Annotated in this window: 17 protein-coding genes; 9 read left to right on the top strand and 8 right to left on the bottom strand. The window is 74.5% G+C overall.

The genetic code is table 11. The features are described from left to right. Positions 1-91: 91 nt before the first annotated feature. Positions 92-2,173 carry an acyltransferase family protein gene (locus tag HNR25_RS00305; protein WP_312862274.1) on the bottom strand — a complete coding sequence of 694 codons (2,082 nt, stop codon included), beginning with the start codon at positions 2,171-2,173 and terminating at the stop codon, positions 92-94. Positions 2,174-2,507: 334 nt separating this feature from the next. Between HNR25_RS00305 and HNR25_RS00310 the strand changes: the two genes are divergently transcribed. From HNR25_RS00310 to HNR25_RS00320, 3 genes are all read left to right on the top strand, one after another. Further along, positions 2,508-3,263 (top strand): class I SAM-dependent methyltransferase, encoded by a 756-nt coding sequence (locus HNR25_RS00310; protein ID WP_184632364.1) that lies wholly within the window; start codon positions 2,508-2,510, stop codon positions 3,261-3,263. A 131-nt stretch (positions 3,264-3,394) separates the two neighbouring features. Further along, complete coding sequence (locus HNR25_RS00315; RefSeq protein ID WP_184632366.1) at positions 3,395-4,225, top strand: arginase family protein; 831 nt, start codon at positions 3,395-3,397, stop codon at positions 4,223-4,225. Positions 4,226-4,439: 214 nt separating this feature from the next. After that, positions 4,440-4,634 (top strand): hypothetical protein, encoded by a 195-nt coding sequence (locus tag HNR25_RS00320; RefSeq protein ID WP_184632367.1) that lies wholly within the window; start codon positions 4,440-4,442, stop codon positions 4,632-4,634. 135 nt (positions 4,635-4,769) lie between these two features. On the opposite strand, the gene HNR25_RS00325 is transcribed toward HNR25_RS00320, so the two are convergent. Continuing rightward, a complete protein-coding gene (locus HNR25_RS00325) occupies positions 4,770-5,789 on the bottom strand; it encodes an acyltransferase domain-containing protein (RefSeq protein ID WP_184632369.1) in 1,020 nt (339 codons plus the stop codon). A gap of 144 nt (positions 5,790-5,933) precedes the next feature. Between HNR25_RS00325 and HNR25_RS00330 the strand changes: the two genes are divergently transcribed. Further along, positions 5,934-7,559, top strand: a complete 1,626-nt coding sequence (locus HNR25_RS00330; protein WP_184632371.1) for an AMP-binding protein — start codon at positions 5,934-5,936, stop codon at positions 7,557-7,559. A 25-nt stretch (positions 7,560-7,584) separates the two neighbouring features. On the opposite strand, the gene HNR25_RS00335 is transcribed toward HNR25_RS00330, so the two are convergent. Further along, positions 7,585-7,890, bottom strand: a complete 306-nt coding sequence (locus HNR25_RS00335; RefSeq protein ID WP_184632373.1) for a 4a-hydroxytetrahydrobiopterin dehydratase — start codon at positions 7,888-7,890, stop codon at positions 7,585-7,587. A 143-nt stretch (positions 7,891-8,033) separates the two neighbouring features. Continuing rightward, on the bottom strand, positions 8,034-8,888 hold the full coding sequence (locus HNR25_RS00340) for a hypothetical protein (protein WP_184632375.1): 855 nt from the start codon (positions 8,886-8,888) through the stop codon (positions 8,034-8,036). 160 nt (positions 8,889-9,048) lie between these two features. Here HNR25_RS00340 and HNR25_RS00345 point away from each other — a divergent pair, with 160 nt between their 5' ends. From HNR25_RS00345 to HNR25_RS26345, 5 genes are all read left to right on the top strand, one after another. Next, the gene (locus HNR25_RS00345) at positions 9,049-10,131 is read left to right on the top strand and encodes an AAA family ATPase (RefSeq protein WP_184632377.1); all 1,083 of its coding nucleotides are present in this window, start codon (positions 9,049-9,051) and stop codon (positions 10,129-10,131) included. A gap of 9 nt (positions 10,132-10,140) precedes the next feature. After that, entirely contained in the window at positions 10,141-11,121 is a 981-nt protein-coding gene (locus tag HNR25_RS00350) for a DUF58 domain-containing protein (protein WP_184632379.1), read from the top strand. A gap of 47 nt (positions 11,122-11,168) precedes the next feature. Next, positions 11,169-12,116: a VWA domain-containing protein gene (locus HNR25_RS00355; protein ID WP_184632381.1), complete on the top strand. Its 948-nt coding sequence runs from the start codon at positions 11,169-11,171 to the stop codon at positions 12,114-12,116. Between the two features lie 262 nt (positions 12,117-12,378). Beyond that, positions 12,379-13,140: an HAD family hydrolase gene (locus HNR25_RS00360; RefSeq protein WP_184632383.1), complete on the top strand. Its 762-nt coding sequence runs from the start codon at positions 12,379-12,381 to the stop codon at positions 13,138-13,140. Further along, on the top strand, positions 13,137-14,009 hold the full coding sequence (locus HNR25_RS26345) for an NUDIX hydrolase (protein WP_312862275.1): 873 nt from the start codon (positions 13,137-13,139) through the stop codon (positions 14,007-14,009). The genes HNR25_RS00360 and HNR25_RS26345 overlap by 4 nt, the downstream gene beginning before the upstream one ends. A gap of 46 nt (positions 14,010-14,055) precedes the next feature. Here the strand turns inward: HNR25_RS26345 and HNR25_RS00370 are convergent, their stop codons facing one another. The 4 genes from HNR25_RS00370 to HNR25_RS00385 all read right to left on the bottom strand — a co-directional run bounded on the left by HNR25_RS00370 (position 14,056) and on the right by HNR25_RS00385 (position 16,994). Continuing rightward, positions 14,056-15,321, bottom strand: coding sequence for an APC family permease (locus HNR25_RS00370; RefSeq protein ID WP_184632385.1), 1,266 nt, complete (start codon positions 15,319-15,321; stop codon positions 14,056-14,058). Positions 15,322-15,543: 222 nt separating this feature from the next. After that, entirely contained in the window at positions 15,544-15,819 is a 276-nt protein-coding gene (locus HNR25_RS00375) for a DUF1876 domain-containing protein (RefSeq protein ID WP_184632387.1), read from the bottom strand. Between the two features lie 28 nt (positions 15,820-15,847). Then, the gene (locus HNR25_RS00380) at positions 15,848-16,057 is read right to left on the bottom strand and encodes a DUF1918 domain-containing protein (protein ID WP_184632389.1); all 210 of its coding nucleotides are present in this window, start codon (positions 16,055-16,057) and stop codon (positions 15,848-15,850) included. 181 nt (positions 16,058-16,238) lie between these two features. Next, entirely contained in the window at positions 16,239-16,994 is a 756-nt protein-coding gene (locus HNR25_RS00385) for an SDR family oxidoreductase (protein ID WP_184632392.1), read from the bottom strand. Between the last annotated feature and the right edge of the window lie 199 nt (positions 16,995-17,193).

The following is a 17,193-nucleotide window of genomic DNA, read 5'->3' on the forward strand; positions in this document are numbered from 1 at the left end:
GGTCCATGCTGGCCGCCGTCCGGCCGCGCCGCCCGAGTACGCGTACTCAATTCGCGCCCGGCCCCCCCGGGGCCGCGGGGTCCGGGCGCTGTCACCCGCCGCGGAGGTAGGACGCGGCCGCCTCCTCCAGCTCCGGCGCCAGCAGACGGGCGTAGGTGGCGGTGAGGTGGTGGCTGTCGCGGTAGACGAGCACGTTGCCGATCACGGGCGGGCAGGTGCCTGCGGTGCAGATCCGATCGCTGAGGTCGACGAGGCCGGCGTCGCTCTCCCGGGCGGCGATGACCTGCGGGTCGTCGTCGGAGAACGCGTCCTCGGCCGGCTGCTCGCACTGGGCGAGGTCGTCCTTGTGCAGTGACACGCATTCGGGCAGGCGGGTGCGGGTCGTGGGGGTGTCGCGGATGGCGACGACGTCGGTGCCGGCGTCTTCGAGCGGCGACCACAGCCGGTTCATGCCGGCGGCGATGGCGGCGCGGCCGTCCTCCGGGGAGGCGGCCCCGTACCCGTCGGCCATCGAACTGGAGCTGGTGAAGACGAGCTCGGGGTGCAGGCCGCCGGTCAGTTCGTCGAGCACGGCGCGGTTGTAGCGCTTGCACGCGTCATAGGGACCGCCCGTGCCGGACTCCAGGTCGGCGACGGTGAACCCGCAGGCGGACTTGGTGAAGGTGTGCAGCCGCCAGCCGCGTTCCCGGGCGATCGTGCGCAGGGCGGGCGCCCATTGGGCGGCGTGGGAGTCGCCGACCAGGGCGACGGTGGTGTCGGCGTCGTCGGGACCGTAGACGCAGGGGTCGGGGCGGGTGTCGGCCTGGGACGCATGGCAGCCGGCGTCGTAGACGTCGGGAATGTCCTCGCCCGCGGCCACCGCCGAGGGATACAACGGCACCGCACCCGACCCCATCGGCTCCGACGTACCCAACGCCGCCGGCCCCACATGCTGCACCGGATCGAACTCCGCCCCCTTGAGCCACTCGTAGCGCCCCACCTGAACCGCACCGACCAGCACCACCACCAACGCCGCCACCACAGCGAACACCCCCGCCCGCCGGCCCGACCGCAACAGCCCCCACCGGCGCACCGGATCCTCCACCGCCACCTTGGTGCCCCACGCCAACACCACCGACACCACCACCGCCAGCCCCGCATACAACGGCTCCAGCCGCGCCGAACCGGTCAGCGCCGACGCGAACACGATCACCGGCCAATGCCACAGATACAGCGGATACGAGATATCGCCGCCGAAACGCGCGGGACCACTCGCCAGCAGCCCGTAGGAGGACCACCGCCCCCCGTTGCACCCCGCCGCGATCACCGCCGCCGCCCCCGCGACCGGCACCACCGCCGCCACCCCCGGAAACGGCGTCTGATCGTCATAGGCCAGCACCGACCAGCCGATCGCGGCCAGACCCGCCCAGCCCAGCACCCACCGCACCCGCACCGGCCACACGATCCGCACCGACGCCACCGCCAGCACACCCCCCGCCGCCAACTCCCACATCCGGGTCTGGGGCAGGAAATACGCCGGCTGGGGATCGGTGGCCGTCAGCACCGCCGAGAACCCCAGCGACACCGCCAGCACACCCCCCGCCGCCGCCAGCGCCACACGGCGGCGCCCCCACCGGGGCCCGCCCGCCGCCCACGCCGCGAACAGCAGCGGCCACAGCAGATAGAACTGCTCCTCCACCGCCAGCGACCAGAAATGCTGCACGGGACTGGCCGCCGACTCCGCGGCCAGATAGTCCACCGACTCCCCGGCCAGGAACAGGTTCTCCACATACACCGCACTGGCCACCAGCTCCCGCGCCGTCTCCGCCAACCGCGTCGCCGGCAGCAGCCACAGCGCCGCCAGCCCGGTCCCCACCAGCACCACGCTCGCCGCGGGCAGGATCCGCCGGATACGGCGGACGTAGAACGCCCCCAGCGACACCCGCCCCTCGGTGCGGGCCTCGCGCAGCAGCAGCGACGTGATCAGAAACCCCGAGATCACGAAGAAGACGTCCACACCCACATAGCCGCCGGGCAGCAGATCGTGATCGACGTGATAGACGAGCACGAGCGCCACCGCCACGGCGCGCAGGCCCTGCACCTCCGGCAGGAAACGCCGTTCAGAGCCGCCGGCAGGAGAAGCGGCACGCACGTCCTGGGACCTGCCGAATGCGGAAGGTGTCTGGGTGCCCACGGGATGCTCTCGTTACGGGAATCATCGGCGATCAGGGAGGGCGGGCGGGGCCCGGGTGCCGAACGCGCCCGGCCGCTCCTACGGGGTCGAGGTAGGACACCCCTCCGAAATGCCCCATACCCTCCGGTCTCCGACGAGAACACTAGTCCGGTCGGCACCCCTGCGGGACCGCCGTCCGGCGCGGCCCGATGCGGCCACGGCCCGGGCGGACCGGCCCCCTGCCGCCCGGGCGGCGCGCCGTGGCAAGCTGGCGGCCACCGCCCGCTACCCCCGCATTTGACCAAATTGTGGGATTTCGATTTCGCACAATGAGATCAGACGGTAGGTTGCCGCCATGGCAGTACAGCGATGGGACGCCCGGCTCTACGACGACCGCCATTCCTTTGTCGCCCGCCACGGGGACGACCTCCTCGGCGAACTCGCCCCCCGTCCCGGCGAGAGGATCCTCGACGCCGGATGCGGTACGGGCGAACTGACCGCCGCCCTGGCCGACGCCGGAGCCGACGTGGTGGGCGTCGACGCCAGCCCGGAGATGATCGACCGCGCCCGTGTGCGCTTCCCCCACCTCGACCTGCGCGTGGCCGACGTGCGCGAACTGGACGTCGAGCCCGGCTTCGACGCCGTACTCAGCAACGCCGTGCTGCACTGGATCCCCGAAGCCTCCGCCGCCGCCTCCTCCATGGCCGCCGCCCTGCGCCCCGGCGGCCGGCTGGTCGCCGAACTGGGCGGCGCCGGGAACATCGCCGCCGTCCGTGCCGCCGCCCACACCCTGCGCGCGGAGACGGGCCTGCCCGGCGCCGAGGAGGCCTGGTACTTCCCCGGCATCGACGAGTACTCCGGCGTGCTGGATGCGGCCGGACTGAAAGTCACCGGGGCCTGGCTGTTCGACCGGCCCACCCGCTTGGAGGGCGAGGACGGCCTGGCCGCCTGGCTGCGCATGTTCGGCGCCCCGCTGACCGCCGGCGCGGCCGACCCCGACGACTTCATCGGCCGCCTCACCCAGCGGCTCCGCCCGGTGCTGCACCATACCGGCGGCTGGTGGGCCGACTACGTGCGCCTGCGCGTCTCGGCCGCCAAACCCCTGGGATGATCCTGCGAGCGGCGGCCCGGTCACCGCTCCGGCGCCCCGGCCGGGTTTACCCGCGGACGTGGCCGCTATCGGTCGCCTCCCGTGCGCCGCCGCCCCCACGGGCCGACCCCGCGCGGACCTAGGGTGAACCCATGGTGTGGCAGCGCGGAATCGACCTGGTGGTCCCCCTGTGGCAGGGCGGCGACGACGTGCGTGTCGCCGCCGGCGCCGGCGCGCTGGCCCGGCTGGTGCCCGCACAGGCCGGACGGATGCACATCGCCGTCTCCGAAGGACCCCGCACCGCCCGCGACGGCGTGCGCAACCTCGACACCGTCGCCCAGACCACCCGCGGCATACGCGAGCGCCTGGCCCACCGCTCCCCCGACAGCGTCCTCACTCTCGGCGGCGACTGCACAAGCGACCTCGCCGCCGTCGACCACCTCGCCCGTCGCCACCCGGGCATGACCGTCTACTGGATCGACGCGCACGGCGACCTGAACACGCCCGGTACCTCCCCCAGCGGGCTCGCCCACGGCATGGTGCTGCGCACACTCCTGGGAGACGGCCACCCCGAGCTGACCGGCGCGGCCGGCCCCGCGCTGCGGCCCGACCAGGTGGTGCTCGCCGGTGTACGCGACCTGGACCCGCCCGAGCGGGCCTATATCGCCGCCAACCCCGTCACCGCGCTCGGTCCGGACGACGTCGGCGCCGATCCGGCGCGGCTCACCGCCGGGCGCCCCGCCGGCTCCCCCGCTTACGTGCACCTGGACACCGACGTGTGCGACCCCCGGGAGATGCCCGCCGTCTCCGTGCCCGCACCGGGCGGCCCGGGCACGGCCGCCGTCGCGAGCGCGCTGGCCGCGATCGCCGCCCACCACCGCGTGGTGGGGGTGGCCGCCGCCGAGTACACCCCGGTGGTCGAGCACGACGAGGACCGCCTCAGTCGGCTGCTGGGCGGTCTGGACCTGATCGGCGGCGTCTGAGGCGGCGGGGATCCGGCGGCACACACCACGGCGCGCCTCCCCTGCCTCCGGTGGGGGAGGCGGCACCCGGGGCCCGGCCCCCGGGTGCGTCCCGGCCCCATGGTTTTCGGAGGGGGCCTCCACCACCGCCGGTTCCGGCCCCCGGCAGGCGCGGCCGGACACCCGCGGGCCGTCGAGGCTGACCGCACGGTCCACGGCGACCTATGCTGCGGGGATGGACCTCTTGATCGTGTGCCAGGCCTGCCAGGGGAGCGGGATGCGCGTCGCCGTCGTCGGCTACTCCGGCAGCGACCTGACCGGGGAGATGGTGGTGCCCCGCCGCTGCAGCGAATGCACCGGCTCCGGGCGCATGCGCACCTCCGGCTGGACCGCCGCTTCCGACCCCGACGACGGCCCCGGGACACGGTGATCCCTCGCCGGGCACGGCGCCCGCGCGGCGAGGCCCGGTTCCCGGGTCCGGGAACCGCCCGGCCGCGGCGGCGCCGCGGCGTTGCGGGGGTTTCGGGCCGCACCCGGGCGCGCGGCGGTCCCGCGGCGGCAGGCCCTAGTCCAGCCGCAGCCACCCCGTGGGCGCCCGCCAGTGGCGGCCGTCGTCCAGATGCTGTACGACCGCCCGCTCCAGTCGGGTGCGCTGCGGCGCGCGGCCGGTGTCGACCTCGGCCATGCCGAAGACGAAGCGGAACACGTCGGCGTCGCCGGGCGCGTATGCGCCGCCGTCCACGGGGGTGAAGAGCCGCTGGAAGGCGAGGATGTTGGACGCGTCGGGCACGTACTGCGCCAACTGCGGGTCCAGCAGCCACGACGAGCACGCGGCGAGGGGGTAGTCGGCGCCGAAGTGGGTGCGGAAGAAGGTCCGGGCCCGCGCGAGCGACTCGGCCACGCCGGCGGCGTCCAGCGGGCCCTCCGCCGGAATGTGGATCCGCAGCAGCGGCGCGCCGTAGGCGAACTCCGGCCCCAGCGCCGCGGCCCGCTCCCGGGTGTACCAGCGCGCCGCTCCGTCGGCGTGCACGCGGCTCGGCTCGTACTGCAGGCGCCCCAGCTCGTAAAGGCCGCAGCGGAAGTGCAGCGCCGTCCACGTGGCGGTCTCCAGACCCGAGCGCCCGAACATGGCGCGGGTCTGGGCGACGTGCCGCCCGGTGTCGGCCAGGGTCGCGGCGGTCACCGGTGCGGGTACGCCGCTGCGGGCATGGGCGGCCTGCACCAGGGGCGCCGCGGCCGCCAGCGCCACGATCGGTGCGCACCGCAGCCGGGCGTCCTCGGCGTGCACCAGCACCGGCCATTCGGGCCGGTCGGTGCAGCCGCGGGTGAGGTCGCCGGCCAGGCGCGCGTACATGGCCCCGACGACCCACAGGAGCTCCTCGGGCCAGGAGGCGTCGGGCCACAGCGCCGCGAGCTCGTCCTCGTCGGCCGGCTGCAGCCCCAAGGGGGCCAGAGCCCGGCGGGCTCCGGAGGCGGGGGGAATGCCGGCTCCGGTCTCGGGCGGTCCCGCTTCGGCGGCGCGGGCCAGCCAGTCGCGGGTCTGATCGTCCAGCCCGAGGCGCCGGGCGGCCGCATCTGCGTCCATGCGCCCATCATGCGAGCGCCGCACCGCGGGCACAACGCGGTTTCGCCGAAAGCAGACCCTGGGACGCACGTCACAAGAGGCGACATAGTCTGATACACGGACAACCCGAACTCGACCGAACACCGGACAAGGGGACGACCACCGATGCCCGACCCGGCGCAGCAGGCACGCGACTGGCTCGCCACATACGACACCCCCGCCGCATCAGTGGCCGAACTCCTCTGCGACCGCCATCCCCGCGAGCGCGTCGCCCTCACGCAGATCGGGCCCGACCTCCGGGGCGAGGACCTGACCTACGGCGAGCTCGCCGACCGGTCCGCGGCGCTGGCCGCGGGCATGGCGGAGCTGGGGGTGGGCCGCGGCGACCATGTGGCCACCATGGTGGCACCGAGCACCGAACTGGCGGTGGCAGCGCTGGCGGTGTGGCGGTTGGGCGGTGTGCACCTGCCGCTGCTGACCGCCTTCGCCCCCTCGGCGATCGCGCACCGCCTCGCCCCCGGCACCGCGCTGATCGTCTGCGACGACGACCAGCGGGCCAAGCTCGACCCGGGCCCCGATCTGCCCGCCGACGCCGTGGGCCGGGTCGCCACCACCGGCGGCGCGCCGCTGCGCGCGGGTGACAGCACCCTTGCCGGGTTGGAGGCGGCGGGCGCGGGGGCACCGGTTCCGGCCGCGGCGGTGGGCGGCGACGCCCCCTTCGTGCTGATGCACACCGCGGGCAGCGCCGGTCCCGCCAAGGCGATCCCGGTTCCGGTGCGGGCCCTGGCGGCCTTCCACGCCTACCACCGTTTCGGCCTGGACGTCGTCGACGACGACGTCTACTGGAACACCGCCGACCCCAGCGGCGCCTACGGCCTCTACCACGGCCTGATCTCGCCGCTGCTGGCCGGACACCGCACGCTGCACCTGGACGCCGGGATCGACCCGGAGCTGGTGCTGGACGTGCTGGAGATCCACGAGGTGACCAACCTGGCCGCGGCCCCGACGATCTACCGCTCGCTGCGGGCGACGCTGAAGACCCTGCCGCCGGAGATCGCCCTGCGGCGGCTGTCCAGCGCGGGCGAGCCGCTGGGCGCCGACGTCTTGGAGTGGGCGCGCGACGTGTTCGGCGTTGCCGTGCGCGACCATTACGGCCAGGTCGAGTTGGGCATGTGCGTCGGCCACGCCAACCACCCGGACCTGGCCGCCGAACCCGCCGACGCGGACTCGCTGGGCGCCGCGCTTCCGGGGTGGCGCGCCAGTGTGCTGGAGCCGGCCTCCGACGAGGAGGCCCCGCCGGGCGCGTTCGGCCGGATCGCCGTCGACGTCGCGGAAAGCCCGCTGATGTGGTTCACCGGCTACCGGGATGCGCCCGCGGCCACCGCGGCGCGGTTCACCCCCGACGGCCGCTGGTACCTGACCGGAGACACCGGTACCCGCGACCGCGCGGGGAGTCTGTACTTCTCCTCCCGCGACGACGACGCCATCCTGACGTCGGGGTACCGCATCGGCCCCTACGACGTGGAGTCGGCGCTGCTGGAGCACCCGGCGGTGCAGGAGGCGGCCGTCTACGGGGTGCCCGACGAGGTGCACGGCCAGCTCGTGGCGGCGACCGTGGTGCTCACCGAGGGCGCCGCCGGCGGCGACGACCTGGCCGAGGACCTGCGCGAGGTGGTGCGCAGCCGGTTCGCCTCGCACGCCTACCCGCGGCGCATCACCTTCGCCGACGAGCTGCCGCGCAGCCCGTCGGGCAAGATCCGGCGGGCGCGCCTGGGCCGGCACGGGGCCTGACGCCGCGGCCCGCGCCGCCGCCAGGTCACTGCCGGGCGCCGGCGTCGCCGGCGAGATCGTCGATGCGCGCGGCCAGCGCCAGATCGGCCTCGGTCACCCCGCCGGCGGCGTGGGTGGTCTGGTGGAAGGTGATCCGGTTGTAGCGGATGTCGATGTCGGGATGGTGACCGGCTTCCTCGGCCGCGTGGGCGACCGAGGTGACCAGGCGGATCCCGCTCAGGAAGTCGGGCATGCGCACGGTGCGCCGGATCGCGTTGCTCTTGCTCTCCCGCTCCCAGCCGTCGAGCCGCTGCAGGCCGTCGGCGATCTGGTCTTCGGTGAGCAGGTCCATGGGTGTTCTCCCGGGTGTGGTCGGACGGTGCCTTGCGGTGGGGGTCCTACCGCAGCGGGATGGGCGGTAATCCCATCGGATGCCGCAGACCATTGCCTTTACGATGTAGATCTAAAATGTGGGGCGGGTCCGCCGGGTACGGATCACGCCTGGTCCTCGGGGCCCGCCGGGGCCTCGCCGGGCGGGTGGTCGTCTTCGTCGACCTCCACGCTGGGCACCCCGCCGGGCGACGGGGGCGCCGTCGGATCCTGCGTGGCGCCCGGCTCGGTGCCGGATCCGGTGTCCGGCGAGGACTCCGGTGCCGGCGTGGGCGGGGGCGGCGGGGTGGCCTGCGCCGTGACGTTGTACAACAGCAGGTATACGGCCGTCACCACCGCCGCCACCAGCAGCAGCACCACCAGCAGCGCCGCGGCGGTCGGCCATCCTCCCCACGCGCGCCGCCGGACCGCCGCCGGCGGCGGTCCGGCGGCCGGCGCCGGCACCGCCGCGGACGGGACGGGGCCGCGGCCGGCCCGGGCTCCGGCGCGGGCGGGCTCGGGCGGATAGGAGCCCGACAGCCGCCGCAAGCCCACCATGGCCCACGACCAGGCGGCCGCCGCCGGAGTGGCCCCGCTCTCGGCCCAGTACGGGGCGTAGGAGGGCGCGGCCGCGGCGGTACCGCGCTCCGCCTCGTCGCCGCCGGCGGCGACGGGCTCCAGGTAGGCCTCGGCGCCGCGCCCTCCGGCGTGGCGCACCGCCACCCACGACGCCGCCGGGCTGGACAGGCTGGAGGCCACCACCGCCGGCGGGCGGTCCAAACCCCGTCCCCGGCCCACGGCGGCGGCGAAGCGGTCGCGCGCGGCGGGGTCGGCCGCGGCCCCGGAACTGAGCATGGCGATGCTCACCCGGCGCCCGCGGGAATCGCGGGCGCCGTAGACGACGCCCTCGGGCGTCGCGGCCACCCGTTCGGTGAGCCGGAACGGCCCGAGCTGGCGCGGATCCGCCTCGTGCAGGGACACCGGGGCCTCCTTCGCCTGACCGCGGCCGCAGCGGCACCGGCGCGGCCGCCCGGAGACGACCGGTTCCGCACGGGGTCAGCGGGTAGCATCGCCGGTGTGTGACCATCAACGTACCCGGCGGCGCGCGGCCGCACCGCGCCGCACTGGAAAGGCTGGTGACATGGCCGAGGCCGAGGCCGACCCCGCGGGCGGCCGCGCGGGCGGGCAGCAGCCCAGCGGGCGCCCGGGCGTCCCCGCGGGCGAGCCCACACGCCTGCTGCGCGCCGCCCTGCACGAGGTCTCCACCGTCATCGTCGGCCAGGACCGGATGATCGAGCGCGGCATGGTGGCACTCATCGCCCGCGGCCACTGCCTGCTGGAGGGCGTGCCCGGCATCGCCAAGACCCTGGCGGTGTCCACTCTGGCCAAGGTCACCGGCGGCTCGTTCGCCCGCGTGCAGTTCACACCCGACCTGGTCCCCTCCGACATCGTGGGCACCCGCATCTACCACCCCTCCACCGAGCGGTTCGACGTGGAGTTGGGGCCCGTCTTCGCCAACTTCGTGCTCGCCGACGAGATCAACCGGGCCCCCGCCAAGGTCCAGTCCTCGCTGCTGGAGGTCATGGCCGAGAAGCAGGTGTCGCTGGGCGGCACGACCTATCCGCTGCCCGACCCCTTCATCGTCATCGCCACGCAGAACCCGGTGGAGTCCGAGGGGGTCTACCCGCTTCCCGAGGCCCAGCGCGACCGGTTCCTGATGAAAGTCACGGTGGACCATCCCCGCGCACACGAGGAGATGGAGATCCTGCGGCGGATGAGCGCCCGGCCGCCCGAACCCCACCAGGTGCTGGACCCGGTCACGCTCGGGGAGCTGCAGCACGACGCCGAGCGGGTGCACGTCCACCAGCTCGTCTCCGACTACGTGGTGCGCCTGGTGATGGCCACACGCGAGCCCGAGAACTACGGGGTGCCCGAGCTGAGCCGGGTCCTGGAGGTCGGCGCGAGTCCGCGCGCCAGCCTGGGGCTGGTCGCGGCGGCGCGGGCGCTGGCCCTGATCCGCGGCCGCGAATACGTGCTGCCCGAGGACGTGCGGGTGCTGGCGCGCGACGTCATGTCCCACCGGCTGGTGCTGACCTTCGACGCGCTGGCCGACGGGGTCACCACCGGCCAGATCGTCGACCGGGTACTGGCGGCCGTTCCGCCGCCCCGGGTCGTCTGGGACGACCCGCCCAGCGGCGAACAGGCCGCGGCGGCGACACGGTAGGAGGCGGACATGCCCGAGCGCCCCTCCCCCGGACTCGACCCGCGGATGCATACGGCACTGCACCGGCTGGACCTGCGCATCGTCCGCCGCCTGGAGGGCCTGCTGCACGGCGAGCACCTGGGACTGCGGGCCGGCCCCGGCAGCGAGTCCGCCGAGGCCCGGCCCTACCAGCCGGGCCAGGACGACGTACGTCTGATGGACTGGTCGGTGACCGCGCGCACCACCCAGCCCCACGTCCGCGATCTGGTCGCCGACCGCGAGCTGGAGGCTTGGACGCTGCTGGACCTGTCGGCCAGCATGGACTTCGGCACCGCCGAGGAGGGAAAGCGCGACGTCGCCATCGGCGCCATGGCCGCCGTCACGGTGCTCACCCAGCGGGTCGGCGACCGCTTCGGCGCCCACTTCCTGCACCGGGGGCGGATCCGCCGCTGGCCGGCGCGGTCGGGCAAGGCGGCTCTGATGTCGCTGCTGGCGACGGTTGCGGCCGCTCCCGCCGGCGGCGGCGACGCCGGCTCCGCGGGCGCGACACTGGCCGAGGCCCTGGAGGACCTGGCCCGCACCCGTTCCCGGCGCGGCCTGCGGGTGGTGGTCTCCGACTTCCTCGACACCCCGCCCGAGGCCGTCTCGGCCGCGTCGCCGGCGCCCTGGGAGCGGGCGCTGCGCAGCCTGGGCACCCGCCACCAGACGCTGGCGGTGGAGATCGTCGACCCCCGTGAACTCGACCTTCCCGACATAGGATTGGTCACGATGCAGGATCCGGAGTCCGGACGCACCCGCGACGTCCGCCTCACCCCGCAGCTGCGGGACGACTACCGCCAGGCCGCCCGGAACCAGCGCGCCGCCGTACGGGCGGCGCTGCGCCGGTGCGGGGTGCCCCACCTCCTGCTGCGCACCGACCGCGACTGGATCACGGACGTGGCGCGGTTCGTGGTGGAACAGCGCCGCACCGCCCACCGGCTGTCCCGGCACACGCCGGCCATCCCCCGCTGAGTCCCGCACCGGCCCGGGCGCCGGAGGAACGCAGAAAGGACGACCGGGTGACCTTCCTATCGCCAGGCTGGCTGTGGCTGCTGCTCGCCCTGGCCGCGCTCGTCGCCGCCTACGTCGTGCTGCAGTTCCGCCGCCGCGAGAACACGCTCAGGTTCACCAACCTCGCACTGCTGGACCGGGTGGCGCCCCTGCGTGCGAGCTGGCCGCGCCATATCGGCGCCGTCCTGTACTTCCTGGCCGTGGCGGCGCTGATCGGCGCGATGGCCCGGCCGGCGATGTCGGTGGAGGTGCCGCGGGAGCGCGCCACGATCATGGTCGCCATCGACGTCTCCCCTTCGATGGCCGCCAACGACGTCGACCCCGACCGGCTCAGCGCCGCCAAGGAGTCCGCGCGCGGGTTCGTCGACGCGCTGCCCGACCGGTTCAACGTGGGCTTGGTGGCGTTCTCCTCCACCGCCACCGTGGTCTCCACCCCCAACCAGGACCACCAGGCCGTGGCCGACTCCATCGAGTCCCTGCAGATGTCGCCGGGCACCGCCATCGGGGAGGGGGTGTTCACCTCCCTGGAGTCGATCCGCTCCTTCGACGAGGAGGCCGGGGACGATCCGCCGCCCTCGGCGATCGTGCTGCTGTCCGACGGCGAGAACACCAGCGGGCGCCCGATCACCTCGGCCGGGCGGACCTCGTCCGACATCGGAGTCCCGGTCTCCACGATCGCCTTCGGCACCGGGGCCGCCATCATCGAGATCAACGGGGAGCCGGTCGAGGCCGACATCGACAAGGGGGCGCTGGAGCGGCTGGCCGCCGACACCTCCGGCCACTTCTACGAGGCCGAGTCCGAAGCCGAGCTCAGCGACGTCTACGACGACATCGGGTCGTCGCTGGGAAGCGAGACCGTCGACCACGAGATCGTCACCCGGTTCGTGTTCGTCGGCCTGGTGCTGGCGGCCGCCGGTGCGGTCGCCTCGATGGTGTGGAACCAGCGGGTGCCCTGACAGGCCGGGCGTCCGGCCGCGCAGCGCCGGGACCGGGCCGGCCCCCGGGACACCCGCCGTGCGAGAACGGCCCGCCCGGCGCCGCGGCCCTGGCCGTTTCCGGCCAGCGCGGATCCGCCGCGCGGAACCACTGGTCCCATCGGCGCCGGTTGGAGCGGCGCTGCTGACCCGCGCCGGGGCCGCTACCGCGTTTGCCCAGTTCGCCCGGTACCGTGGCAGTGTTTGCGGTTGCCCTCATCCTTGGGACGACGGAAAAGGAACGATGCCCCCAACAGCCCCCGCACCCGAGGCGATCTTCTTCGACCTCGACGACACCCTGCTCGACGACCGCGCCGCCAGCTCGGCGGGCCTGCGGGCGATCATGGAGCGCCTCGGGCACCCGGAGTTCTCCGCCGCCCGCCGGTTGTGGGACGTCCAGACCGACATCTCCTTCGGCGCCTATATCGCCGGGCGCCTCACACTGGAGGAACAGCGCCGCGAGCGGGTGCGCGCCCTGGCCGTCCAGGCCGGGCACTCCCACATCTCCGACGAGCACTGCGACGAGCTGTACCAGCTCTACCTGTCGGCGCACCGCTCGGCGTGGGCCCCCTTCCGCGACGTGGCGCCCGTGCTCGGCGAACTGGCCCGCAGCGGGCTGCGGCTGGGCCTGGTGACCAACGGCATCGAGCAGCTTCAGCGCGACAAGCTGGCGGTGCTCGACATCGCCGCGTTCTTCCCCGCCGTGGTCTGCGCCGACACCGCCGGCGCGGGCAAGCCCGACCCCCGGATCTTCCTGACCGCCTGCCAGGCCGTCGGCGTTCCGCCCGAGCGCACCTGGCACGTGGGCGACCAGTTGCAGGCCGACGCCCTCGGCGCCATGGCCGCCGGCCTCTACCCGGTACTGGTGGACCGCCACGAGCGCGACGAGGAAGGCGGCGACGTGTGGACCGTGAACGGGCTGGAGGAGGTCCTGCGGGTGGTGCAGGCAGCACGGCCGCCGGCGCCCCAGGCCCCGGTCGGCCGCACCGCCGACGCCGGGCTGTGAGCGGTCAGGGCACCGCCGGAGCGCCGCGGCGGGCACGCCGGGTCACCGCCCACCTCGCCCTCGTCGGCGACGACGGCCGCGCGGTGCTGCCCGCAGACCGGCCGCCCGGCGAGGAGCGCCTGCCCGGAGCGCGGGTGGGTTTCGGCGACGACCCGGCCGAGACCGCCCGCGCCGCCGCCGGTCTGGCCCCCGGATCCCCGGTGGCGCCCTGCGAGGTGCGCACGGAGTTCGCCGAAACCCGGGCCGGCGACGGCACCGCGGTGGAGCTGCACATCGACCGGCTCTATTACACCGCCGACGCGGACCGGTCGGCGGCCGTGCCCTCCGGGCGCGGGCTTCCGGTGCGGGCGGCGGTCGCGCTGCCCGCCCAGCCCGGTCCCGAGGCCCTGGCCGAGGAGGAGGCCGCGCCCGCCGGCCCGGTGCTGCGGCGGTTCTCCTGTTACGGGGTGGTCACCGACGCGGCCGGGCGCATCCTGCTGTCGCGGATCGCGCCCGGGTTTCCGGGCGCGGGCACGTGGCACCTGCCCGGTGGCGGTGTCGACCACGGCGAGACGGCGCGGGCGGCGCTGCGGCGCGAGGTGGCCGAGGAGACCGACCAGGACTGCGGCGTGGGCGAGCTCATCGCGATCTCCCACCACCGCCGTATCCGCGATTCCGGGCCGGAGAGCGCCGAGAGCGACATCTACGCCGTGTGGGTGTTCTTCCACGCCCATGTGGAAGAGCCGCGTGCGCTGCGGGTGGCCGAGGTCGGCGGCTCCACCGACGACTGCGCGTGGTTCGCCGCCGCAGACCTCGCCCACATCCCGCTGTCGGCCACGGCCCGGCGGGCCTTCACCGAACTTTCGCGCGCGGACACGCCCGTGCGGTAGGGACACCGCCCGGCGGCGCGGTTCCACGGCGGCGGGCGCGGCGGCGTCAGCGGCGGTCCAGCACCGTGCGGCGCAGCGCCCATACCGCGGCCCCGGCCCCGACGACCGCGGCGCCGATCACCACCGATTGCAGCGGCAGGCTGAAAGCCAGCACGAGGCACCCGGCCAGGCCCACCACGGGCACCAGCAGCGGCGGGCGGTTCTCACTCGGGCCCAGCCGCAGCGCCGAGGCGTTGGTGACGGCGTAGTAGACCAGCACGCCGAAGGCGGAGAAGCCGATCGCGCCGCGCAGGTCGACCACGAGCACGATCACGCACACCACCGCGCCCACGGCGATCTCGGCGCGGTGGGGTCCGCCGAAGCGCGGGTGCACGGCCGCCAGTGCGCGCGGCAGGTGCCCGTCGTCGGCCATCGCCGCCACGGTGCGCGAAACGCCCAGGGTCAGCGCCAGCAGAGCGCCGAGGCTGGCGAGTGCCGCGCCCACCGCCACCAGGGGCGTCAGCCCGGGCCAGCCGGCGGCGGTGACGGTGTCGGCAAGAGGCGCCCGGCTGTCGGCGAGCCGGCCGTGGCCCAGGACGCTCAGCGCGGCGGTCCCCACCACCGCGTAGACGGCGAACACACCCAGCAGGGCGATGGCGATGGCGCGCGGGACGGTGGTGGCGGGCTCGCGGACCTCGCCGCCCAGTGTCGCGATGCGCGCGTAGCCGGCGAAAGCGAAGAACAGCATGCCCGCCGCACCCAGCAGCCCGAAGAAACCCGGCCAGTGGGTGTCGATCGCCAGGTGCGCGGCGTCGGCTTCACCGCCGCCCAGACCCACGGCGGCGACTGCGGCCAGCACCGCCAGCACGATCGCCAGCAGCACCCGCGCCAGGCCCGTCGACGTGCGCACCCCGACGTAGTTGACCGCGGTCAGCGCTACCACGGCGGCCACGGCGAGCGGGCGGCTCCATCCGGGGGCCGCGTAGGCGGCGAAGGTCAGCGCCATCGCGGCGCACGAGGCCGTCTTGCCCACGACGAACGCCCACCCCGCGAGGTAGCCCCACAGCTCGCTGAGGCGTTCGCGGCCGTAGACGTAGGTGCCGCCCGACTCCGGGTGGCGCGCGGCCAGCCGGGCCGAGGAGGTGGCGTTGCAGTAGGCGACCACGGCGGCGATCAGCAGCGCCACCCACATCCACGCACCGGCCTCGTCGGCGGCCGGCGCGAATACGGCGAACACCCCGGCGCCGATCATCGCCGCGGCGCCGACGGTCACCGCGTCGGCGGTGCCCAGCACCCGGGAGGATCCGGCCTGCGGTCCAGAAGAGGTGGTCATACCGGCCGAGTCTGCCCCACCGTGGTCACGTGTCAGTGAACTTCTCCCCTACCCGCGGCGACCACAACCGGCCGCACCCGGTGTCGGGGCGCGGACCCTGCGTCGACCGCACCCGCGGCCGGTTCCGGCCGTGCGGGCGTGTCGCACGACCCGGCGGCACCGGCCGCGGAGGCCGGACCGCCGAGCGAATATGAGACCTATATCACTCCGGCCGTGCCGTGGTCAGCGCGGCCACGGCGTTCCGGTGTGCTCGCTGATGTCCTCGGCGGCCACCTGCCGGAGCTGGCGGGAAAGGTCGGCCAGCGCTCGCGACACCGCGAGTTCGTCGCCGATCTCGGGAACGTCGTCGTCGGTGGGGTGCTTGCGCGCCATGCCGTGGCCGCGCAGGCCCGCCCCGTCCTGGGATTCGAGGCCGACTTCGGCCCATGTGCGGGCGGATTCGCCCTCGGCCTCCTCTGACAGCAGGATGTCGACGTTCCACCGCTTCATGGTGTGCATCGCCATCCACCTCCCGTCGCCGCCGGGCTCAGCGCCCGGCGGCCTTCTCTTCGATATGGGCGTCGGGTCCGGGATAGACCAACGACTCGGACTCGGTGTCGACGTCCTCGTCCAGCCACCGGACCTGGTAGGGCGGCGCGCCCTCGCGGCCGCGCACCCGGGTGACGACCCCGGTGCGGCGGTGCATGTCGTCGCGGGGTCCTTCGACGACGAGGTGGTCTCCGATCCGGGCTCTCATCGCTCCTCCCCTCGACACGTTCTGCATGTGTCCTCACCTGCGAAAGTACCCACTATCCTGCGCCTGCTCACCGCGGAATTCAATGCCGTGGACGCGACGGGTCCGCAGGTGGGACCGGGTGCCAGCGAGCGGGCGGGGCGCGGTCCCGCGAGCGAGTGCGCGGCCGCTGCGCCGGCGCCGGCTACTCGACGCCCGCGCCGAGGGTGCGCCCGCCGTCGAGGGTGTGGGTCTGGCCGGTGACCCAGGAGGCGTCGTCGGAGGCGAGGTAGGCGATAGCGGCGGCGATGTCGTCGGGCACGCCCAGCCGACCCAGCGGGTAGCTCTTGGCGGTGGCCTCCTCGTCCTCGAACAGGGCCTCGGCGAACTTGGTCTTGACCACGGCCGGGGCCACGGCGTTGACGCGCACACCCGCCGGCGCGAGCTCGTAGGCGAGCTGCTCGGTCAGGTTGATCAGTGCGGCCTTGCTGGCGCCGTAGATCCCGATGCCGGGCGACGGGTGCTGGCCGGCCAGCGAGGCGACGTTGACCACGGACCCGCCGTTCTCGGCCATCCAGGCGTGGTGGACGGCACTGACCCAGGAGGCGGCGGCGATGACGTTGATCTCGAAGATCTTGGCCATCGCGGACGGCTCCAGGTTGACGATGGCGTCGAAGACCGGGTTCGTGCCGGTGTTGTTGACCAGCACGTCGATGCGCCCGAACTCCGCGAGGGTGCGCCGGACGACCTCGGCGCGGTGGTCGGCGTCGTGGGCCTTGCCCGCCACACCTACGGCGGTGCCGGCACCGCCGAGCTGTGCCACCGCCTGCTCCAGCGGTTCGGGGCTGCGCCCGGTGATGACGACCTTGCCGCCCTCGTCCACGATGCGCTGGGCGGCGGCCAGCCCGATGCCGCGGCTGGCGCCGGTGATGATGGCGACCTTGCCGGAAAAACGTCCCACGAGGTTGTTTCCTTTCGTCCGTACGTCGACAGGACAACACTACCGACCGGTCGGATTGTGACGCAGTCCGCCGCCGCGCCCGTGCTCGCCCGCCCACCGGACGCACCGTCCGCGCAGCGCACCGGAGGTGCGGGCGCGGCTGGTAAGGTGCGCCGGTGGCGCCCGGACGGAGGATCTCCGGCGCGATCGGCGCCGGATT

This window comes from Streptomonospora salina (genome assembly GCF_014204715.1).
GTDB lineage: Bacteria > Actinomycetota > Actinomycetes > Streptosporangiales > Streptosporangiaceae > Streptomonospora > Streptomonospora salina.